Raw genomic sequence first — 20,727 nt, 5'->3', positions numbered from 1 at the left:
GCGGTGGTGGAGGCGCTCACAGCCAACCCCCGACGCCTGCGGAGTGCTCACGGGCGGCCGGAGGCTCACCCTGCACGATGCCGGGAACAGCGGGCGCCGACTTCGACGGGTTCTTGACCTCGTCCTCGAACATGTCGGCAAGGCTGTTGCGCGAGTTGTACAGGCCGAGCGCGATCACCATCAGGATCAGCGCACCGATCCCGGCCTTCAACGAGAATTTTTGGATCATGATGACGACGACGAGCACGAGCAGACCGGCCTGCAGGCCCTTGGTCGCCCAGGTCTCGAACATGTTGATCCACGAGTTGCCAAGGTCGTCGAGCTTTCCGGCGAGCAGCACACCAGTCATGACCGAGCACCCCCCGCCTGCGCGGTGCCGGACTCCAGCCCGGTGACCTCCCAGCGGCCCGAGCGGGCCTTGAGCGTCAGCTCGTACGCCAGCGGCCACCGCCCCGCACTGTCGCGGGCCTCGACCTCGGCCATCACCCGCACCCGGGTTCCGTCCGCCGGGACGGACTCGGCGGCCGCCTCCTGGTCGGCGGCCAGCATCTGCTGGACGGTGACCGTCTGGTACGGGGCGGGGGAGACGGGCGACAGACTCACGCCGGGCGCGAGGTAGCGGTCGACCTCACCGGCTCCCGCCAGATACGCGGCCAGGAACTCCCCAGCCGTGGACGACACATCGCTGTCCGTCGGGACCGTCACCGTGTACGGCGACTGAACCCCCTTGGTACGGGCCGGGCCGGCCACCACCCCGGGGGCACCGGACACGGTGAACGAGGCGCCGCTTGAGTCGGCGGCAACCGGCACCGCGAAGTAGCGCACCGAGCCGTCGGCGTACTGCGCAGCCACCGTCACCGACCACGCCGTGCCGGTCTGCTGCGCACTGCGCACCGCCACGACCGAGTCCGGCTCGGGCTGCGCATCCGCCGTCCCGGGAAGATCGACATCCGGGGCCATCGACTGCGCAAGCCGGGCCTGCGCAGTGCTCTCGGCGCCTGCGCGGCTGCGCAGCCACGCGCCGAGGAACACCGTGGCGTACCCGGACGGGTTGGCCGACACGGTCGTCTTCACGGTGGTCGGCTTCGTCGCGGGGGCGGCACGGCCCACGGTCGCGGGCGTGGCCACGGCGACGGCCAGCGCGAGGGGGCCGGCCGACACCGCAGCCCACACGCCCAGGCGGCCCAGGCGGACCCGGCGCCGCATCTGCTGCAGCCGAGCCCCCGCAGCGGTCGGAGGAGCAGCGTGCTCCTCTGCTGCCTGCATGGCAGGAGACATTCCAAACTCCCAGGTCAGAGCGAGTTGTTGCTTCTGACCCGAGGCAACCCGTCGACCCCGACCCGACCACCGACCACGAAGGCCCGACCACGATCACGAAGGGGACACAAACCCGTGGTCTGCGCCATGGTCGCCCCGACCACAGACCCGACCACGACATTTCGCACCCCCGCGGAGTCCCGCTCCGATACGCCGGATCACACGGCGATCGGGGCGGGCGGCGCCCAGTGCGCAACGCGGGGTGAAGCCCGCGGGCGCGCAGCCCCCGGACTCCCGCGCCGGGGGACTGCGCAGCGGCAGGCGGATGCGCAGGTGGCTCCCGAGCACCCGGACGGAGGCTGCGCACTCACACGCGCACGCCGATTGCGCACGATCCGCGACCCGGTGCGCAACGTCTGCGCAACGGCCCGCACGCGGCTGCGCAGTCGGCAGTGCGCACCGATTGCGCAGCCGGAACGGAGCGTCGTTCAACGCGGGCCGAGGGACGCAAATCGGCAGCCGGGCCGCCGAAGCGGGCGGCCTCAATCCGTGCCGGAATCTCCGAGGATGGCGTCGCGGACCGCGGCAGCCACCACACGGAAGGTCCCGGAGAACGCTCCGCCGATCGCAGCCAGGCCGGCCTTCTTCGCGAAGTCCTTCCGATCCGCGGCCTTGTCCCCGGCCTCCGTGACGGGCTGCGCCGGACGCACATCTGCCTCCGTGCCGGACGGATCCGGGCTGGGGGTGCCCTGCTCGTTACTCACTTTGCTCCTCCAAGAGCTGGATCGGATCGGAGAGGTTCGCCGTACCGGACCGGGACGGCGATGAGGACGATGGAGAACTCAGGGGTTAGCGCCGCAACTCGGCGTATCGACGAACGCGAGGTTGGGGCGCGAGCCCTCGACCCACCCGGCCGTGTCGGCACCCGTCGGTTCCGGAGACGCCGCTCGGTGCCTCGATGGCCGGGCACGCAAAAGCCCCTGCCGGCGTGGCAGGGGCTCGCGTTGGGGCTTAAGAGATCAGACCCGAGACCCTCATTCAAGAGCGGGCCACATCTCTTCATCTGGTAGACGATGCGGCGGTGCACCGGCTCGGGGCCGTGCCCCACAAGAGGCCCTGGAGTACGAGCGGAAGGGGCCACCCCCGGCCGTACACGATCACCTAACCCTGCCTGTCCGCAGGCATCGGGGGCGTGGTCGGGCCCGACCACGCCCCCGACCACGGCAGCCCAGCGCGCATGTTGCCGGATCGTGATCGGTGGTCGGGGGTTGTGGCCGCCGCCCTGGTCGGCGTCGGCGGGTGAGCTGCCTGCATGGATCTCACGCACGTCCCCACGACCGCAGGCACCGGCCGTCTCGCTTCCGCGAGCGGTGCCGGATGCCCCGGCTGCCGCGCACACAGCGCACTTGCGGACGCGCGATGACCGGAGCACGGATCCGTCGCGGCCTGATGGCCGGCGACCAGTTCACCCAGATCGCCAACGGCCTGTTCCGCGACAACCGCGTCACCTTCAAGGCGAAAGGCATCTTCGGCTACATCAGCACCCACCAGAACGGATGGCAGGTGACCGTCGCCGGCCTCGTCCGCTCCGGACCTGACGGACGGGACGCGGTGCGCACCGGGCTGAAGGAACTGGAGACCCACGGCTACCTGATCCGCGAACGCCTGCGCCGCACGAACGGCACGCTCGGCGAGGCCGTCTACTCCATCACCGACCACCCCACCTTCGTCGACGCCCTCATGGCGGACGCCGCCACAGCGCTCCACGCGCCGTCGGCACCCGCGGATGGCCGGGGCGATTACGGCATGGGCATCCGCCGCGGCGTGATGGCCGGCGACCAGTTCACGCAGATCGCCAACGGCCTGTTCCGCGACAACCGCATGTCCTTCAAGTCGAAGGGTTTGTTCGGACTGATCAGCACCCATCGCGAGGGCTGGCACATGACGGTCGCGGACCTGGCCCGGCGGGGTCGCGAGGGCGTGGACGCGGTGACGACCGGGCTGGAGGAGCTCGAGCGGCACGGATTCCTGCAGCGGGACCGCGACCGTAATCCCGACGGCACCCTCGGCTCGGCCACGTACTTCATCACCGACCTGCCTGCCCTACAAAACACCAGGTCGCAACCAGAGTCGGGAAATCCAGGACTGGATAACCCTACGTTGGCTGACCGCCCCACAAAGAAGACCATCAGTAAGAAGACCAACAAGCAGAAGACCAGTTCCGTCCCTCTGTGCGCCCGCGACGCTCGCACGAGCGGCCGCCCGGCTGTGCCTCCGCAGCGGACGGACACGCCGGTGCCGCAGGACCTCGATCCGGGCACCCGGCTGCTGCTGTCGATCGGGTCGGCCCACCCCGAACTGCTCCTGCAGGAGAAGGCCTTGTACGACCAGGGCCGGGTCATGACCGCGATGCTCGACGCCGGCTGGAACTCCGAGCAGCTGCGCCACGTCATCACCAGCCGCCCGCTGCCGAGCCAGATCCGCACCTCTGTCGACGCGATCGTCGCCGCCCGACTGCGCTCCGCGCAGCTCTACCCGCCTCCCGCTGCCCGCTTCGACGACGCCGACCCAGGCGAGGCCTCGTGGACGACACAGCCCTCCACCACGTCGTCGTCCGCCGCCGCCCGCACGGTCGACCAGGCGCTCACCTACCGGGCGCTCGTCGAATGCGCGGGCTGCGGCCGGCCCGGCACCGCCCCCGGTGAAGACCTCTGCCCGGCCTGCCTCGACTGGCCGCTGTGCCACACCTGCCCCGGACCGACTCCCCGTCGCGCTCACCCCGACGGCGACGGCCGCTGCGCCACCTGCACCTCCGCCCTGACCGTGACCGACTTTCTGGAAGCGAGCACCTCATGACGGACACGCTCCACACCCCCCGGACCGCACCCCAGCAGCCTCTCCGGCCCTTCGCCCGCGATCCGCGACGGTGGGAGGAAGAACAATCCCGCGCCCTGCTGACCGGCCACGTCTGCAGCGACACCACGTGCACCGGCACGTGCGAGCCCCCGCTCGTGCACGAGCGCACCGGGTGGGGATGGCTGACCTGGACCGTGCCCGGCGACGGCACCCTGCCCGACCTCCCCCGACAGATCGGCGTGCTCACCCCGGACGCGACGCTGAAACAGCGGCTGGCCCTGCGCTGGCTGACCCGGCACCCCGCGCACCGCATCGCGCTGACCGCCACGAGCCCCGCATCCCTGCGGTTCTCCACGGTCCTCGTGGGGATCATCAGCCTCTTCGCAGCCCTGTCCGCCCTCAGCCACGGCGTTCCCACCGACGTCGTCCTGCCGGCGATGCTGCTCGCCCCGCTTCTCGCCGAAGCCCTGCCCGACCGGCTCGACGACCGGGCCCGTGAGCACGTCCGCATCGTCGAAGGAGACGCCGCCTGCCAGTACCTCCAGCGGCTCGCCGCCCTGCACACCAACATCGTCCAGGCCGCCGCCGACAGCGACCGCTACGAACTGCGCCGCTCGGCCGAGATCGGCCAGAACCTCCTGTGGGACGCCGCCGACCTGCTCCAGAACGAGGACACCCGCTCGGCCTCGCCCCGCCTCATCGACCGGGAACGGCTGATGGTCCAGCTCGCCGACCAAGTCGCCCAGACCGTGGAGCGCACCCGTGCCGAGCCGCCTTCCAGCGAGGCCGGCCAGCCCCGTGGCGGCGAAGGCCCGTTGGGCCCGCTCCCGCACGGCTTCGAACCTGCGGCACGGCCAACACCCTCGCCCAACACCGACACGTCACCGCTGAAGGGATACCGACCCATGACTCCGTCCCAGCCCGACGACGCAGTCCGCACCACAGACGTCTATCTGCTCTTCGCGCACGAGCCGTACTACCCCGGCGATGGCGCCCAGGAGATCAACACCACCCTGGTCGCCGCGGCCTCCCTGCTGCACCCCCAGGTGCAACAGCCCGACGGCGCCCGGATTCACGACCGCCTCACGCAGGGACGCAAGCCGGGCGAGATCATCCCGCTCTCCACCCTCACCCACGAACTGGACGGCGGCGCCGACTGGCCGGCGGTCGGCGACTGGGAGAAGGTCACCACCGACCTCGTGCAGCTCGTCCACGCCAGGGAGTGCGACGCCCTCAGCCTCGGCCTCCCCGAGATCGCGCGCGCCCTCATCATCGCCAGCCCGCACAGCCACGTGCGCGCCTTCGACGCCGCAGCCGACGAGCTCATCGCCTACGGACCGAAGGACCGTGCCGCGGTTCTGGCCGAGGTCGACAGGTTCCTCGCCGTCCTCATAGCCGAGCAGGACTTCTGGCCGGGTGATGGCCTGCTGCCCCCGCTCTCCCGCCTGAAGTGAGGCGCTACCGACGAAACACGGCCCGTACGCTGGCCGGCGCCGTCCCGCGCCACCGGCACCCTCAAGGAGACGCAGACCATGTTCCCCACCACAGGACCCGAGGCATCTCTCACGGTCGTGCTCGTCGCCCTGCCCGTGTTCAGCGTCTCGCAATTGTTGATCCCGAGGTGCTTCGGCGCGCGACCCGAACAGGAGGTCTGGGACCGTCACCTTCGCGGACTCGCCATCGCCTGGCCGATCCTGCTGCTCGGTGCTCTCACCCTGCCCGAGTTGTCCCGCAGGGCGCGGGCCGACCTGGGTATGGGCAGCGACTCCTCTCCCTGGTACTTGCGGATCGGTGCCGCCATCGCGGCTCTCCTCATCACCGCAACGGCAGTGGAATCAGTCCGCGCGGCGCGCGCAGAGGTGAAGCTCCGGCCGATGGCCGAAGAACTACTCCAGGACGCACAACCGCTGCGCATCTGGCTCGGCGGTTCCACGGCCGATGATGCGCACAGCGCGCAGATCTGGCTCGACGAGGCTCAGAACGCCCTCGCCTCCGGACGCGGCCGGACGGCCGTGCGCTACCTGCACCACGCCGTTCGCCGTGCCGAGGACGCCACCCGCGCTGATGCTGGGACAGGCGTAGACGCCCCGCTCGGCAGCCTTCGCCAACGCGTGGACGAGGCCGACGAGTCGGCCGGCCCCTTCAGCGGCCCGCCACTCAAGGCGTAGCAGATCCGCCCAACAGCGCGGCGCCCCAGACCGGAGTCTGGGGCGCCGACCTGTTGTTCTCGTCTACCGCCTTGGCAGAGCGCCTGGCGAGCCATGCGGGCACCGGCCAGGCTCAGTAGCTGTGCGAGCACCATCGCTTTGAAGAGGCAACAGGACTTCCCGGGCAACAAGCCGACGGCGCCATCGGTCAGGGCCCGGGAAGTCCTCGCCACGCAGAAGTGTTGTTCGTTCCCTCCAAGCCGAGACCCGGAGAGCGAAACTGGCCGCTGCGCACAGCCAGACAAACTCATGCAACCAGCTCTTGGTGACGATCCGCAACGCGCTCATCTATTCGAAGTCCGCCCCGTTGGGATGATCACAGATCGGTCCACGGGCGGGGCTCGCCCCCAGTAAGCGGCACCCACACCGACCCAGACGGACCGTGCTCTTCGATGTCCTCCAGGACGACGGCTCCGAGCTGAACCTCGCGGGCGAGGGCTGCGACGAGCGGGTGCTGGGTGACCATCGCCTGCAGATCGCTGATTCGGTCGCCCAGCCGGGCCCGGGAGGCGCCGGTGAGCACGAAAAGCAGGCGGGGGAAGACCGGATACCAGCGGAGCCAGGCCGGGCCGGTGGAGACGGGGCGGCGGCGGCCGACGGGCTGGGCCTCGTACTGGAACAATCTGGCGTACTCGATCAACTTCACGGCCAGGCGCTCGCTGCTCATGGTGCTGCGATCGACCTCCACGAACGCGCGCAGCTTCCGCCGGTGGTCGCCGGCAACGACGGTGTAGTGCATGACGGCGTCGGCCACGAGCCGCTCGCCCTCACCGATGGGGTGAGATACCTCGGGAGTCCAGTCCCACGGACCGTGCTCGTGCCCGAGCCGGCGGGCGTCTGCCGCAAACGGCAGGTGGGACCGTGTGACGGTCAGCGTGTGCGGAGTCTTCAGCGACGCCGCGGTAGTTGAGGTGATGGGGTACGGCGGACGCCCCCGCAGGATGGGGAGATCGCGGGTCAGACGCGAGCCCTCCGGCGTGAGGTACCAGGCGTGCGTACGAGAGCGGTCCGAGTCCGGCAACGGGGTGAGGTCGACGAAGCCCGTGGAGCGCAGCTTGTTCAGCACCCGAGAGAGCAACTGGCGGGAGCCGTCCGGCCGCAGCATCTGGCGCAGTTGGCCGGTCGTGGCCATCCGGTGCAGGGCGAGCGCGGTCAGGACCTGCAAGCGCAACGGTTCACGAGGACTGGGGGCCAGCTCGGCGGCCGCGACATCTGAAGTGGAACGGGTCATGGAGGGGAGACAACCCTCAGCCCCCGACCCGACCCCCGACCACGGGACCCCGACCAAGGTCACGACCCAAGAACAACGTCGTGGTCGGGGCCATGGTCGGGGCGGTCAGAAGACAGGCGATGGCCGGTCCGCAGCAGCGTCTGCTGCTGCGGGGCGTGGTGGCGAACCACGCCATGCCGGCCATCGTGCGACACCCGGCCCGCAAGGGACCAACTCCCAAAAACCGGGGGCCGCGTTCATGGGGTGGTGCGCAGAAGTCCGCTCACCACCGGGTACTACCGCTTGGACCGCTGGGCGGCCTGCTCGAGGATGCGCCGGCGCGTCCACCGCCGGCGCCCGTTCTGGCGCCCGGCATTCTCGGCAACCCCGTCCGTGTCTTTCAACAGCGGAAGGTTGCCCTGGGACAGACTGCTGGAGAAGGAGCCGACGCTCTTGTACCCCAGCAAGGCGGCTGCCTGGCTCGCCCCCAGCAGTTCGTCGGGATCGCCGTCGACGGGAACGTCGGGCAGAGGCGGTGCCTCCCTGGCTCCGGCTCGCCTTCCGCGGCCGGGCCGGCTGGCCATCCACTCCTGCAGGGTCTGCACCTTCCAGAGCTGGCGGCGGTAAGGGTTCTCCGCCGTGCCCTTCTCTTCGACGACGTCCGGTTCGGGGAAGTAACCGCGGTGGTCGCGCACGAAGGTGGTGACCTGGTTGGGGTTCTTGTAACCGAGATACCTCGAGGCGTCCGCCGCGTTCAGCAACGTCTCCGGGGCGAGGGAGGGAGGTGCGTGTTCAGCGAGCCGTGCCAGCGCCCGGTGGGCGAACCACTCGGTGACCTCCGCGTGGTCCCACAGGCGGGCGCGGCCGCGCTTGTCGACAGGCTCGGGGAATGTCTCGCCAGCCGCGTTCTCCGCGCGCTCGGTATAGAGGCCGGTGATCCGTGCGGGTGTCAGGCCCTGTTCGGCCGCGATCTCGGCAGCGTCGGCCAGGCGAGGCTCACGTTGCGAGGTCATGGCAGAACCGTCCGTCCTGTCAGCAGTGTGCCGGCCAGTCCGGCTCACAAAGCAAATAATGGCAGAAGTTTCGGTTGGGGGTCTAGCCCGCGACTCAAGGATTTTCCCCGGCTGCCGCGCTCTCGGCTTACGGCCTACTCCTCGGGGATCAGGCAGACACCCCGGCGTGCGGCGTCCGCGGCCATCTCCGTGTAGGCCATGGCGGCCGGCGTCATCTCCCACTCGACCAGGGCCAGCAGCAGGATCACCTCGTCGCGGCCCTGCGAGGCATCACAGGGCATGCCGGCGGTGTCCGCGGCGAACATCAGGTCCGCGATGGCCAGCCCGTCGAGACGTGCTGCCACTTCCCGGTGCAGCTCCTGCAGGCCCTGCTGGTACAGCTCGTTCGCCTCGGCCAGGAGCAGCACCAGGTCCTCGCCGTGGCTGGCCGGTGCCGCTGCAGCGAGATCGAGGATGCGCTGGGTGGTCGTCGTCATCATGAGAAGTATCCCTCCAGAGGGGCGGTGTGCGGGGTGGTGGTCAGTGGCAGCCGTCGCACCCAGCGGCGCTGTGCAGGAGCTCGCCCGGCCCGGTGCGGGCCTTGGAGTCCCATGTGGGCGGCTTGCGCAGGGCGGCGTGGACGTCGCGTTCCATCCGCTCGAAGTCCGCGTTCTCCTCGACCAAGATGCCGGGGTCCGGGGCATCGCGCCGGCGGGACAGCGCGATGAGCTCGGCCATGGTGATGTTCGGGTTGAACGGCACCTGGCGGACCCGTTCGACCAGCGCGCACAGCTCGGCGAGCCGCGGCCGGCGCCCGGCCATCAGCAGTAGATCGCGGTGGTTGGCCAGGGTGCAGGCCGAGCACGAACAACGACTGGAACCACGCCGGTCCTTGGCACCGGGATGCGAGTCGTAGCACCAGTGGTAGGGCAGCCCCGCATTGATCGTGCGCTCCCAGACCTCCTCGGTGCTCACCTGGTGGGCGGGCAGCCACTCGTCGACGACCCGGGCCGAGTTGTCGGTCGTACGGCGCCACATCTCCCGGTTGCGCCGGTCCGGGCTCTCCTCGGCCCGCATCCCGAGCACGTTGGCGAACATCAGGGGGCCGTCCGTCTCCTTCCTGAGTGCGCGGACCTGGGGGGTGAACGCCTGGTACACCATCTTCGTCTTCCACGGGCCGGTGCAGGTGCGGGCCCGGCCGAGCCAGGGCCAGTCGCCTCGTTCCGCGATGAAGGTCAGCAGGTCGAACGGCACCCGTTCACCGTCGACTTCACGGCTGCGGCGGATCTCGATATGCCGCTCGGGCGGCACGCCGAGGGCCTGGCTGTGCTGGGCAGCGAGTTCGCTGGCACTCGGCCAGCGCACTCCGTCCACGGTGACGGCGGGCCACTCCATCGGTCCCAGACTCGCGTGGGCGGTCCAGACGCGGTCGGCGACGCCTGCCTGGCGGGCGGCGTCCATCGCGATCAGGCCGGCCACAGGGCCGTCCTTCCCGCCGGAAAGGTTGATGACGATGCGGTGCCGGGTCGCGGCGAACGCAACCGGGTCGCCATACAGGGGGGTGGGGTGCGACATGGTTCCTCTTTCCTGCTGGGCGGGCTAGCGGGCATCCCTGACGGGGCCCGTCTGGTAGGGCTGGGAATCGGTGAAGTGGGCGCACCGGGCCTCGGGAGGACGGGCTTTGCAGTGCCAGCAGGGCCGCGCCTCGGGGTAGGCACGAATGTGGTGGTGGCACTGGTGTCCGGCGTACGAGCCGCTGGTGCGCAGATGAGTGAGGAGGACGAGGTCGAAACACGCGAGGGAAGCCCAGCCGGTGACGCCTCGTTGGGGGTGCGGGTACTCGGTGCCGCCCCCGAGGACGACGCTGCCGATCGACACGAGCAACTTGTTCTGGGCGGTGTCGACGGCGTGGATGCTGTATCGGGTCCGGTTCCCGGGCCGCGTCGACCAGGGGGCGGTGTCCTTGGGGCCGTGCGCGTGGCCGATCACGGGAAAGCCTTCGAGCTGGTGCACTGAGAGGGTCGGCGGCGGTTTCCAGAGGTCGGGCATGGGTCTCCTCCTGAGGGAGCACGGGACAATGGGCGGTGAGAGGGGCGACCGCGGCGGGCGGCACGGACCGCGCGGCTGAACAGCCCTCAGACCGCGATCGGTTCGGGGTCGGGCTGCTTGGGATAGGGCCGTTGGGCGGGGAGACCGAGCTTGATCTGCTCGCGCTCGCGCCGACTTCGGCCCAGCCGCCATACGTAGCGGTGCGCGCCGCGGTGCCGTACGTTGCGGGCGCCGACCGCGACCAGGGCCTCCCGCAGCCAGACGGCCGGGTTGCACCCGGCCCGCGGAACCGGAGCTCCGAGCGCGATGAGCTGGGCTTCGGCGTACTGGTGGCCCTGCTCCTGGCGGCGGATCTTCTGTGCCGTGCGGTCGTGGAAGACGGTGCCGTCCGGCAGGAGTTTCACCGTCCGGGCGGTGGCCCGGCTGGCGTAGACCGCGTTCGTGGCTGCGTAGATCGTGCCGACGTGCCCAGGCATGACCAGCACTCCCGAAGCGGTCCGGCGCGGGACAGGATCCGCGAACGAGACGACTCCTTGTACACCACTGGCGAGCAGGCGTTTTAGGCAGTTCGCGAGGAACCACGACTCCGAATTCGCCGGGCACTCATCCAGCAGGACGAATCGCGAGCACACCAACGACTCGGTGTACGGCCGGAGCTCGGGCAGTGGCTTGGTGAGGACGGCGGTGCTGACCGGCACCCCGAACACGGCCACCCCGCAAAGCCGCCGCTCGCCGTCGACGACGTCGTACAGGCCGAACTGCACCGTCACCGCCGGGTACGAGCCGGAGTAATGGTGTGCGAGCACGAACCCCTTGGCGGGCTCCTCGTCGGGGATGACGTCCACGGTGTATCGGCGGGCGTCGAAGCCTCCGTCGCGGACATGCGCCCAGGAGTGCCTCCCCTCGCGCCACCGCTGGCACCAGGGCGACGCGGTCGGTACCTCCGGCAGGTCCTCGAACGGCAGGGTCTCCTGGACCGGGAACCTCACGGTGCCTCCCCGTCCCCGTGCTCCTGCGAGCCGCTCGCGAAGAGGGGGAGCTGTCCCTCCGGGGCGGCTGCAGGCCGCTGCGCGGGGACGGCGTGCTGGGCGGCAGGGGGTTTCTCGGGTTTGCCCGTCTCGGCGGTCTCTTCGATGGCCGCCGGGTGAGGGCAGGGGCAGAGCCACCGGCAGGGCCGCTGGCCCGGTCCGTACCGGATCACGGCGACGACGAACCCTTGGGCGTCGGTGATGGTGTCGGCGTGCTCGTCGACGCGTGGGCCCCGGGCGCTGACGCACCGGTCGTGGTGCCCGGAGGCACAGCCGGGGCAGATGCCGCGCTCGCAGGAGCACCAGCGGTGGAAGCCGCGGGGGTAGGCGTCGTCGATCTTGCGCAGGGCCTCGGTCCAGGCGTGCGCGCGGACCCAGGCGCCCTCCTCCTCACTCATCGGCGAGGGCACGGTGGAGGGAATGGGGTCGAGGATGCCCATGATCGCGGCGCCGATATGGCGCAGGCGGGTCGTCATGATTCGTCTCCGAACAGAGTTGGGATGGTGTGGAGTTCGTTCATCCAGGCCAGGAGGCGGGGGAGGTTGGTGTCGGGCCCGAAGGCGAGGTAGGTGCCGTCGCAGCTGGTACAGCCGAAGGCCTGCGCGATGCGCAGCCGACGACGCGAGTTCACGCGGCCCATGTGGACGGCCAGGCCGCGCTCCCGGGCCTCAACGGCCAGCCGGTGAGCGGCCGGTGAGGTCTTCCACTCGGTGCCGCCGGCGAGGAACAGCACGTCGATCGAGTCCCGGGGGATGAGGCCGTGCTCGCTGCCGTCCTGAGCGGCGAACGCGGCCGGGATGCCCAGGGCGCGGATGGGCTCCAGCCAGGGCAGCGACTCGGCGAGGGTGGCCGCGGCGTCCATCGGGACGTCAGGGGCGACGGCCCACAGACAGCGGCCTCGGCCGTAGCGGTTGACGGTCGCCGTCAGCCACGCGAACCAGGCCTGCTCGCCGGGCCATCCCTTGCCGAACTTGCCGTTGTCGCACGCGTACAGGGCGCCGGGCGGGATCACGTTGCCCTGGGCCGGGGTCGTCATGCAGGCCAGGAGTCCGGCCTGCATGGCGGCCCGTACGTCAGCTCCGGACGGCGTGGCCAGGTACAGCACGGCGGAGACGCGGCGGAGGAGCAGGGGCTGAGGGCATGGGTGCGCGCACGGGAAGTCCTTCCGGAGGTGGCGGTGAGGGGCGGCTCAGAGGAGGGGCAGCTGGGCAGTGGGGCCCGAGACGAGGGCGTCCCAGTGCTGCTCGAAGTTCTGGTCCTGCTTGTCGATCACGCGGGCGGGGGCGGTGGCGAAGAGTTCCTCCGCCATCGGCCAGCCCTTGGCGCGGGGCCGGACCCAGGCCCGGGTGCGCCCGTATACCGGGTCGTGCTCGACGTCGACGCCGTGCCGCTCGGAGATGGAGATCAGGCGCCGGGCGAGCTGGTGCGGGCGGCCGAGGTCGACGCGCTCCGTGGAGCGCTTCACCGGGCGTCGCCTGCCGTCCTCCGTCAGGAGGAACAGCCGGCGCACGTGGTAGAGCGCCCACGGCATGTCGAGCTCGCGCTCGAACGCCTCCAGGCACGCCCGGTCCCGCGGCTGGGTCGGGTCGAACATCTCCAGGAGGGTCTTGCGGCCGTAGAGCTTCGCGTTCGGGTTGAGGCTCATCGCCGTGTACTCCAGGCGCAGCACCTCGCCGGCGATGTCCGGGTGGGAGCGCATGCGCTCCATGTGGGCGGGCAGCGATCCCATGGAGGCGGAGAAGCAGCAGAACGTGCAGTACGACTTCGGCCAGTGCACGCCGAACCGCTCCAGCAGGTAGGCCTCGCACCGCTGCCGGTTCCAGCCCCAGTCGATGAGCGGGAACTCCCCGGTGCGTCCGGGCATCTTCGAGGTGACCTGGTCGCCGAGGCGGCGGCCTTCCTCGTCGGCGTTGAAGCCCATGATCTGCCTGAACGGCCGGCCGCCGAAGACCTGCTTGAGCCACCAGTCGCCGACGTCTCCCTTCGCCCACAGGGAGCATTTGCGGGTGCCGGCCACCTGGGGCACCGTGCCGACGGACTCCTGGTCGTCCCACAGCGTCCACGGCCCGCGCGCGATGAGCTGCTCGGGGGAGCGGGAGTCGTCGAGGATCGTGAACCCGTCGGCCTGGAGGTGCCCGTTGCGCGCCAGCTGGACGAAGCGCACGCCGTTTTCGCGCAGCAGCGGGATCATGAACTCGTCGGCCAGGAGCCGGGTTTCGGGCCACTCGCTGCCGGTGGCCATGTAGAGGACGGCGGTGCGGTCGAGGTCGATGCCGTGCGCGTCCGGGGCGGTGAGCATCTTGGCGATGTAGGCCGAGGAGTCAGCGCCGGCGCCCCAGTTGATGATGGTGTCCAGGTCGTCGTCGGCGGCGCTGAGGCCGGGCAGTGACGGCGTGTACGTCGTACGGGGCATGGCGGCTCTCACTCCTCGAGGGGCCGGTCGGTCAGCCGCTGGGCGGAGACGATTAGAAGGCGGTCGTCGGCGGGCCACGGGTCGCAGGACTCCCAGGGATCGCCTTGGGACAGCACCACCACCTCGCCGGGCTTCGTGATGAGGCAGCACACGCCGCATTTGCACGACGGGTCGAAGGGCTCGGGGTGGGCGGTGTAGGGGGTGTTGAAGTAGTCGGCGCCGTCCTTCCCGACCGCGGCCAGGAGCAGGTCGCCGTCCGCGACGTCTCCGGCGCGGGCCACGCGCGCGTGCGGCAGGGCGAGCGCGAGATGGGGGTCCGGGCTGTTCACGGCGAGCTGTTTGTCGATGAGGCGGGCGTTGCCGCTGGAGCGGACGTCGCCGGTGGCGGGCGCGGCGAGCAGGGGCCGGTGCAGGTCGACCGCGGTCTCGGCCGCGTGCATCGCCACGACGTGGTCCAGGGCCTCGACGAGGATCACCGCCCGGGCGAGCGCGGCCAGCAGGGCGGCGCTGGCCTTCAGCGTCGCGCCGCTGGCTGCGGTGCCGGGCCGGTAGAGGCTGACGGCCGCGCCGCCGTTGTCGAGGATGGAGCGCAGCAGCGGGGCGTGTGCGTGGGGGTGGGCGCCGTCGAGGCCGCGGGGCAGGACGGCGAGGGTCGCCCGGCCTGTCTCGGCGGCGGCCTGGTGGGCGGTGGAGTCGACGCCGTAGGCGAGCGTGGCGGTGACGGTGTGGCCGGCTTCGGCGAGGGCGGTGGCGAAGTCGTGCGCGCGGGTGACGGCCTGTTCGGTGGGGGCCCGGTTGCCGGTCACGGCGACGGCGCTGTCGGTCAGCCGCGCAAGTCGCTCGCGGCCGCGGACCCACAGGCCCAGCGGGCCGGCGGGGCCCAGGTCGGCGAGGGCGGTGGGCCACTCCTCGTCCGAGGGGATGACGAACGGGCAGGTCAGCTCTGCTTGGGCGAGTTCCTCGGATGGCCGGTAGGAGGCAAGGAGTCCGCTGCCGTCGCTGCGGACGCGCCGGTCCCACACCTCGGCCGGGGTGTACTCGGTGAGGTCGGCGGCGAGTTGGCCTGGAGTGAAGTGGGCGGCGAGCGCGGCGCGTGCGGCTCGTTCGGACAGGGCGTGTGCGGGCATGGGCGGCCGGCCTTTCGGGCAGGGCGCGGCACCGGCAGGCGAACCGGTGCCGCGCTGGGGCGGGCGAAGGGGGAAGTGATCAGCTGCCGACGGGAAGGGGAGTGCCGTCGGCGGCTGCGGTGGAGTGGCCGGGCTAGGACCAGTTGGCGGACCGCTTTTGCTCCCACCAGGCGGGTGGGCCGCCCGGTCCGGTGGCGGGCTGAGGCGCCGGGGGAGCGGTGACCGGTGGAGCGGTGACCGGGCGGGCGGCGATCGGGCTGGGCAGGCTGGTCTCGGTGTAGGCGATGCGCCTGCGCAGGCTGATGCCGAGGTCGTCGATGCTCAGGTAGATGGAGTCGTCCTTGACCCCGGTGATGCGTCCTTTGACCAGGACGTTGACCCCGTCGACGAGCGATTCGGCGGCGTTGCTGGCCAGGTCGCGCCAGGCGGTGCAGATGTAGGGGATCGGCTCCAGGTCACGCCACTTCTGCGCGGTGGCATCCCACTGCGTGGGGGTCTCGGTGAGGCGGAACCGGCAGACGGCGATGCCGTCTTGGGTGAAGCGGACTTCCACGCCACCGGCGACGGTGCCGGTCACGTGCGTGACGGACGGGGCCATGCGAACACCTCCTATTTAAAATAATAGTGTCTTTCGGGGGATGGTCAACCCCCCTGTCGGCACTTCCCGCCGCCGGAGGGTGCGGTACGGCGGGTGAGACGCCGGAAGCGTGCCTTCCACCCGGTCGGCTGCGCCGGGGCCGGCGGGGTGAGGTTGTCGAACACCGTGGCGTCCCCGATCTCCACCAGCAGCGGCACCGTGCTGTCGGCCCGGACCAACTGCTCGTCGGTGGTGTCCAGATGAACGGAGACCCGTACGGCCCCGCGGTCGGCGTCGAGGTAGGCGAACACGAGGATGCCCGCGATCTCCATGCAGGGCAGGCCCTCATCGTCAGGCCCCCGCATCGCGTGGAACACCGCCGCACTGTTCGCCTCCGCGCACTCCTCGGCGTCCGAGAGGCTGGGATTTCGGGGCGCGAGCACGCAGCGGGAGATGTCCGCGTCGTACAGCGTGTAGCCCTCGATGTCCTCCCTCGACCCGTAGAACAGGTCCACGGCCCTGCGGTCGTCGGCGGGCGGACGGAACGGGACGCCGTCCTCGCCCGCCACGTCGTCCCAGGTGCTGCGCACTTGCTGCGCCAGCGACGCAAGGGCGGAGGCCTCGTCGGACCAGAGCGTGACATCGTCGCTGTGCCGGTCCCACTGGCGCAGCACCCACGCGCGGCCTGTCACCTGCGGGGTGAGGTTCTCGTGGACGGCGAAGCTGAAGCGGCTCAGCCACCCTCCGAGGATGTCGACGGTGTCTGCCCCCGGCCATTCGCCGGTGCGCTCCTGGAGGCCGTCCATCAGGTCGGCCAGGTCGATGATGGCCCCGCCTGTGGGCGTGGCCGGGTCCGGGTTGATCGGCATGGCGGTTTCCTTCCGTGCGGAACGGGCGGTCAGGCCCCGCCCATCAGGGCGTTCCAGAGGTCCATCAGGTGTTGCGCATCCGGGCTGAGGGTCGCGGTGCGCAGTACGCGTTTGCGCAGGACGGGGGCGTCGAGGCTGATGCCGGAGGGCACGTCGGGCCGGTCGGGCAGCGAGACCAGCTGGTAGTTCCAGGTGTGGATCATCCAGGCCTCGTACCGGTCGGCGGGGCTGCCGCTGCGGGCGGCGTGCCCCTCGTCCGTCGTGCGGGACAGGCAGAGGCAGGACGGATCGGTGCAGGGCCGTCCGGCCGGGTGGCTGACCAGGACCGGGCTGCGGCGGTAGTGCGTGCGGCTGCCGTTCAGCATCGGGCAGTGGTCGGCGGTGTACGGCAGGCACTCGGGGTGCAGCGCCGGTTCCGGGGAGCAGCCTTTGACGACGTCGGCGGGGCGGACGAGCAGGAAGCAGCGTTCGTCCAGCGGGTGTTCGCAGATCTGGCACAGGCGTCGCCGGAAGGCGTTGATGGTTTTGTCGGCGTCGAGGACGCCGAAGGCGGCGTGACCGTCGTGGATCAGGGTCACGTACGGCACCACCAGCCCGCCCGACAGCGGCCGGTGGGCACAGCGTTGGGGGATCGCGTGCATGGGGTGAGTTCCTTCGGATCGCGGGGGCGTGCCACGGGGGCTCGTCTGCCGGATGTCAGCTGCTGGCCGGTGGGGGAGGGTCGGCGGGGCCGCCGGCCAGGAGCGCTTCCCAGTGGGCGTAGCGGCAGCCGGTCGCGTCGTGCAGGCGCAGGTGCAGCCAGCTGAGGTTGTCTCCGGCCCGGATGACAGCCTCCGCGCCGATGGCGGCGGCCCGGGGGTAGATGGTGCCGTCGTCGGGGTCGACCAGGACGACGATCAGTCCCCGGCGGTGCGGCACGTGGCGGAGCGTGAAGTCGGTGTAGCTGCGGTCGTCCAGGAGCACGAGCGGAGCGCGCTGGTACTCCTCGGCGCTGAACAACGGCGATGGCATGTGCAGGCGGGGGACCGGGCTCGTCCGCAGGCCGACCGGATCGTCGTCGGTGCTGTCGCTGATCACCAGCACCGGGGCCTGCGGTCCTTCCCGGGGGGCTTGTGGTGGGGCGGACATGGCGGTGACACGTCGCTTTCGTGAGGACCGTGGCCAGGAAGAGGCCTCGGGAAAGGGGGAGTTGACGGCCCGCGGGCGGGGCGGCCGACGGGGGCGCCCCGCCCGCAGGCGTTCGCTCAGCCGAGCGGGTAGAGCACCAGCGCGGGGAGGGCGGTGTCGGGGATGCGGTCCCCGTACAGCTCGCGCAAGGACTGGTCCGCCTTGAGCTCCTCCGGCAGCGGGAAGATGTCGCCGACGAGCTCGCTGAGGGTCGGCGCGTACCGCGAGTGGCTGTAGGTGGAGAACGGCGAGAAGAAGTTGCCCGAGGCGTCCCGGGACAGCACGACGAGCGTGTCTCCGGGCAAGCCCTTCCAGTCCTCGCGGACCAGATGGCGCAGCACCGCGAGGGTCAGGGGGCGGTCGGGGGCCTCGCCGTCCGGGTCGGGGGACGGGGCCTGCTGCTGGTCGGTCATGACGGCCTTTCACGTGCGGGCCGGACTGGGAGGCCCGGCCGGTTGATCGGCGGGGTGCGGGCGCCGCCCCGTTGCCGGGGCGGCGCCGTGCGGGCCCGTCAGTCGTCCTCGATCTCGTCCAGGCAGGAGACGGGGATACCGCTGCCCGGGATCCGGAAGCGCGTCACGTCCTCGGGGATGCGGTACTTGGGCTTGCCCGGCAGGCCGTTGCGCGGGTCGCGGCGCAGGATGCGGGTGGACTCTTCGTCCAGCAGGAAGCCCGCGCGGCTGCCGGTGCGGTTGCGCTCCTGCACGGTGCCGGTGAGACCGCGCAGCAGGGCAGGGCGCAGCGACTCGTTGATGCGGGCCTTGCGTCCCGCCACGAGTCCGGCGAACGCTTCCTTGTCGATCGCGCGGAGCCGCCGCGCGGACGCCTCCTGGACCTTCGAGACCTTGATTGCGTCCGGCAGTTGGCCGATGAAGTCTAGGACTTCGTCCATGGTGACGGTCATGCTGGGTCGCCTCTCTGTGACGCGGGGTGGGGAACCGGCCGGGCACGGGCGTGCCCGGCCGGGGCTTGCGGGGAGGTTCGGTCAGGCGGCGGTGTCCGGCCGGTGGCGGGCGACCGCCTCGTCCTCGACCTCGGACAGCCGGTAGCTGCCGTTGTCGTCCTGACCGAGCGCTTCGAGGAGCAGCAGGTAGCGGGCCTGCCGCACGTTGAGGTTCGACCACGTCTTGGGCTCGCGGATGTCGTGCTCGCAGGCAGCGGCGACGTGCGCGAACAGCGCGTTGACGACGCGCGCCTTGGGCAGCTGCGCTGCTGTCTCCGTCAGGTCCGCGTGCTCGGGCTCCTTGATGCCCAGGAAGCGGGCGACGGTCTCGGACTCGTGCTTGTCGGTCCAGGAGCTGTAGAAGTACGGGACGGTGAGCACGATCTCCTGCGCGAAGACGCGGGCCGCATCCGGAAGGGTCTTCTGGCGCACGAGCCGGGCGACGAAGTCCTGACGGGGACCTGCGGCGGCCTTCCACGCCCGGTTGCAGGCGATGACCTTGCGGCGCTCCTCCGCCCGCTGCTCGTCCTGCTCCGTCCTGGGCTTCTTCGGCTGCGGGCGGACCTTGTGACCGTGCGCGGCCGGGTCGGAGCAGTGCCACACGGGCTGGTGCTCGTCGTCGAGCCGGGCACTGTGGCCGGGGCAGTTCTTGTGGTTGTCCTCGGTGAGCGGATTGCCCAGCCCGGTGGTCAGCTCGGCCAGCGGCTTGGACGTGTCCTTCTGCCCCCAGCTCGGCTGCCCCAGCAGCGGGATGTCCGCCTTCTTGAGGTCTTCCTCGGCCTTGGTCCGGGCGTCGTCGTCGGCCTGCTCGGCCTTGAGCAGCGCCATCTCCTGGTCCCAGTGGCCGCGCCCGCCGTTGCCCTCCTCGTGGTCGCGCCCCAGCGCTCGCAGCAGACGGCGCTCCGCGCCGGGCACGTGCTCGACCTCGGCGAGCTGGGCGGTCTGCTCCAGGTCCATTCCTCCGGCCGTTGCCCGGCGAAGGGTGGCGTCGTCGAGCTTCTGCGCCGTCTTGGCATGCTTGGCCGCGTTGCGGCTGACGCCGAGAGCCCTGGTGGCCTGGCGTCGTTCGACGTCGCTCATGTCGATCAGGGACAGCTCCTGCGACTTCAGGATGTCGCGCTCGCTCATCCCCTCGCGGTGCTTGTTCTCGACCAGGGACAGGAACCGGGTCCAGCCGTCACGGCCGACCAGGTCTTCCCGCACGTGTGCCTTGATCCTGCGCACCGGGCGGCCGTCCTGTTCGGCGGTGTCGTTGGCGATCTTCTGTGCCTGCGCGCGCCGCCAGCCCTTGAATGCGCCGTACGTGCCGTCGGGCCGGGGCCGGACACTGATGGTCTCCTCGACACCGATCTCCTTGACGGAGGCGATCAGCTCCTCGTCCGGTTCGGTGTCGGTTTCGCGGGCGTTCTGCTCGTCACGCACCACCTGCGCCGGGTCGAGCAGGACGATCTGCGGCGCGTCTTCCTCCTCGTGCGTGACGGGTTCGGTGGGCTGGGTCGAGACGGCGGTGGCCATGGGGCTCTCCTTCTCCTTGCCTGTTCGGCGAATTGGGGCGGTTGGGGTGTCGCCCCCTCGCTTCAAATATAATAATAGTGTGATTTTGGGGGAGGGCTAGATACCCTCTGACCTGCGAAAACGTGGCTTCTTGTGGGGGTCTGAGGTGCTCCGCACGGCGGTCTCGGCCGACGAGTCCCGGCGTCAGCTCAGGTCGTGCACGACGTGCCAGCACGGACCGGACAAGACCGTGAGCCCCAGGTTCCCCACCTGCTCAAGCAGGGCGTCGTCCCACCCGGCGCTGACCGGGAGAGAGGGAACTGCCCGGTACGTGTTGGGTCCGAGCTGCTCGTAGCCCGCTCCGAGAACGATGTGCTCGTCGTCGCCGACCGTGAACAACTGCACGCGCGCGTCGGCAGAGTTCCCGCTGGCCGGGCGGTGTGCCTGGGCTCGCAGCGACTCGTCCAGCGCTTCCTGCTGCCGGGGCGGCGCGACCACGACGCCGTAGACGGCGTAGACGGAGTGGGACACGGACATG

Annotated in this window: 24 protein-coding genes; 3 read left to right on the top strand and 21 right to left on the bottom strand. The window is 70.8% G+C overall.

Translation table 11 applies throughout. The annotated features are described in order from the left end of the window. Positions 1 to 16: 16 nt before the first annotated feature. From ACGFYH_RS20020 to ACGFYH_RS20010, 3 genes are all read right to left on the bottom strand, one after another. Positions 17 to 349: a hypothetical protein gene (locus ACGFYH_RS20020; RefSeq protein ID WP_393804471.1), complete on the bottom strand. Its 333-nt coding sequence runs from the start codon at positions 347 to 349 to the stop codon at positions 17 to 19. Further along, positions 346 to 1,266, bottom strand: a complete 921-nt coding sequence (locus ACGFYH_RS20015) for a conjugal transfer protein (protein ID WP_393804470.1) — start codon at positions 1,264 to 1,266, stop codon at positions 346 to 348. Before ACGFYH_RS20015 ends, ACGFYH_RS20020 begins: the two co-directional genes overlap by 4 nt. Positions 1,267 to 1,799: 533 nt before the next feature. Next, entirely contained in the window at positions 1,800 to 2,021 is a 222-nt protein-coding gene (locus tag ACGFYH_RS20010) for a hypothetical protein (RefSeq protein ID WP_143674033.1), read from the bottom strand. A gap of 655 nt (positions 2,022 to 2,676) precedes the next feature. Here ACGFYH_RS20010 and ACGFYH_RS20005 point away from each other — a divergent pair. The 3 genes from ACGFYH_RS20005 (at position 2,677) to ACGFYH_RS19995 (ending at position 6,281) form a co-directional block, all read left to right on the top strand. Then, the gene (locus ACGFYH_RS20005; RefSeq protein ID WP_393804469.1) at positions 2,677 to 4,113 is read left to right on the top strand and encodes a hypothetical protein; all 1,437 of its coding nucleotides are present in this window, start codon (positions 2,677 to 2,679) and stop codon (positions 4,111 to 4,113) included. Next, positions 4,110 to 5,567: a hypothetical protein gene (locus ACGFYH_RS20000; RefSeq protein ID WP_393804468.1), complete on the top strand. Its 1,458-nt coding sequence runs from the start codon at positions 4,110 to 4,112 to the stop codon at positions 5,565 to 5,567. Before ACGFYH_RS20005 ends, ACGFYH_RS20000 begins: the two co-directional genes overlap by 4 nt. 78 nt (positions 5,568 to 5,645) lie before the next feature. Continuing rightward, positions 5,646 to 6,281 carry a hypothetical protein gene (locus ACGFYH_RS19995; RefSeq protein WP_393804467.1) on the top strand — a complete coding sequence of 212 codons (636 nt, stop codon included), beginning with the start codon at positions 5,646 to 5,648 and terminating at the stop codon, positions 6,279 to 6,281. A gap of 355 nt (positions 6,282 to 6,636) precedes the next feature. Here ACGFYH_RS19995 and ACGFYH_RS19990 read toward each other — a convergent pair whose 3' ends face one another. The 18 genes from ACGFYH_RS19990 to ACGFYH_RS19905 form a co-directional block, all read right to left on the bottom strand. Continuing rightward, a complete protein-coding gene (locus ACGFYH_RS19990) occupies positions 6,637 to 7,551 on the bottom strand; it encodes a replication-relaxation family protein (protein ID WP_393804466.1) in 915 nt (304 codons plus the stop codon). A gap of 275 nt (positions 7,552 to 7,826) precedes the next feature. Then, positions 7,827 to 8,543, bottom strand: a complete 717-nt coding sequence (locus ACGFYH_RS19985) for a hypothetical protein (protein ID WP_393804465.1) — start codon at positions 8,541 to 8,543, stop codon at positions 7,827 to 7,829. A gap of 134 nt (positions 8,544 to 8,677) precedes the next feature. Continuing rightward, positions 8,678 to 9,019 (bottom strand): hypothetical protein, encoded by a 342-nt coding sequence (locus ACGFYH_RS19980; protein WP_393804464.1) that lies wholly within the window; start codon positions 9,017 to 9,019, stop codon positions 8,678 to 8,680. A 43-nt stretch (positions 9,020 to 9,062) separates the two neighbouring features. Continuing rightward, positions 9,063 to 10,097 (bottom strand): phosphoadenosine phosphosulfate reductase, encoded by a 1,035-nt coding sequence (locus tag ACGFYH_RS19975; protein WP_393804463.1) that lies wholly within the window; start codon positions 10,095 to 10,097, stop codon positions 9,063 to 9,065. Between the two features lie 24 nt (positions 10,098 to 10,121). Beyond that, positions 10,122 to 10,571: a hypothetical protein gene (locus tag ACGFYH_RS19970; protein WP_393804462.1), complete on the bottom strand. Its 450-nt coding sequence runs from the start codon at positions 10,569 to 10,571 to the stop codon at positions 10,122 to 10,124. An 86-nt stretch (positions 10,572 to 10,657) separates the two neighbouring features. Beyond that, positions 10,658 to 11,560, bottom strand: coding sequence for a hypothetical protein (locus ACGFYH_RS19965; RefSeq protein WP_393804461.1), 903 nt, complete (start codon positions 11,558 to 11,560; stop codon positions 10,658 to 10,660). Beyond that, positions 11,557 to 12,075, bottom strand: a complete 519-nt coding sequence (locus ACGFYH_RS19960) for a DUF6248 family natural product biosynthesis protein (RefSeq protein ID WP_393804460.1) — start codon at positions 12,073 to 12,075, stop codon at positions 11,557 to 11,559. Before ACGFYH_RS19960 ends, ACGFYH_RS19965 begins: the two co-directional genes overlap by 4 nt. Next, complete coding sequence (locus ACGFYH_RS19955) at positions 12,072 to 12,704, bottom strand: hypothetical protein (protein ID WP_393804459.1); 633 nt, start codon at positions 12,702 to 12,704, stop codon at positions 12,072 to 12,074. The genes ACGFYH_RS19960 and ACGFYH_RS19955 overlap by 4 nt, the downstream gene beginning before the upstream one ends. A gap of 84 nt (positions 12,705 to 12,788) precedes the next feature. After that, positions 12,789 to 14,012: a hypothetical protein gene (locus ACGFYH_RS19950; RefSeq protein ID WP_393804458.1), complete on the bottom strand. Its 1,224-nt coding sequence runs from the start codon at positions 14,010 to 14,012 to the stop codon at positions 12,789 to 12,791. 8 nt (positions 14,013 to 14,020) lie between these two features. Then, complete coding sequence (locus ACGFYH_RS19945; protein ID WP_393804457.1) at positions 14,021 to 15,139, bottom strand: DNA-processing protein DprA; 1,119 nt, start codon at positions 15,137 to 15,139, stop codon at positions 14,021 to 14,023. A 133-nt stretch (positions 15,140 to 15,272) separates the two neighbouring features. Further along, positions 15,273 to 15,737, bottom strand: coding sequence for a single-stranded DNA-binding protein (locus tag ACGFYH_RS19940; protein WP_393804456.1), 465 nt, complete (start codon positions 15,735 to 15,737; stop codon positions 15,273 to 15,275). A gap of 44 nt (positions 15,738 to 15,781) precedes the next feature. Then, the gene (locus ACGFYH_RS19935) at positions 15,782 to 16,585 is read right to left on the bottom strand and encodes a hypothetical protein (RefSeq protein ID WP_393804455.1); all 804 of its coding nucleotides are present in this window, start codon (positions 16,583 to 16,585) and stop codon (positions 15,782 to 15,784) included. 29 nt (positions 16,586 to 16,614) lie between these two features. Next, entirely contained in the window at positions 16,615 to 17,226 is a 612-nt protein-coding gene (locus tag ACGFYH_RS19930; protein ID WP_393804454.1) for a cell envelope biogenesis protein OmpA, read from the bottom strand. Positions 17,227 to 17,281: 55 nt separating this feature from the next. Further along, positions 17,282 to 17,668, bottom strand: coding sequence for a hypothetical protein (locus ACGFYH_RS19925; RefSeq protein ID WP_393804453.1), 387 nt, complete (start codon positions 17,666 to 17,668; stop codon positions 17,282 to 17,284). A gap of 161 nt (positions 17,669 to 17,829) precedes the next feature. Next, complete coding sequence (locus tag ACGFYH_RS19920; protein WP_393804452.1) at positions 17,830 to 18,165, bottom strand: hypothetical protein; 336 nt, start codon at positions 18,163 to 18,165, stop codon at positions 17,830 to 17,832. 98 nt (positions 18,166 to 18,263) lie between these two features. Further along, the gene (locus ACGFYH_RS19915; protein ID WP_393804451.1) at positions 18,264 to 18,656 is read right to left on the bottom strand and encodes a hypothetical protein; all 393 of its coding nucleotides are present in this window, start codon (positions 18,654 to 18,656) and stop codon (positions 18,264 to 18,266) included. 81 nt (positions 18,657 to 18,737) lie between these two features. Beyond that, positions 18,738 to 20,210 carry a ParB/RepB/Spo0J family partition protein gene (locus ACGFYH_RS19910; protein WP_393804450.1) on the bottom strand — a complete coding sequence of 491 codons (1,473 nt, stop codon included), beginning with the start codon at positions 20,208 to 20,210 and terminating at the stop codon, positions 18,738 to 18,740. A gap of 183 nt (positions 20,211 to 20,393) precedes the next feature. Next, positions 20,394 to 20,726 (bottom strand): hypothetical protein, encoded by a 333-nt coding sequence (locus ACGFYH_RS19905; protein ID WP_393804449.1) that lies wholly within the window; start codon positions 20,724 to 20,726, stop codon positions 20,394 to 20,396. Between the last annotated feature and the right edge of the window lies 1 nt (position 20,727).

It is taken from the genome of Streptomyces sp. NPDC048392, assembly GCF_043200575.1.
GTDB lineage: Bacteria > Actinomycetota > Actinomycetes > Streptomycetales > Streptomycetaceae > Streptomyces.
The sequence above is the reverse complement of the archived record's forward strand: the minus strand, read 5'-3'. Positions and strand labels throughout refer to the sequence as shown.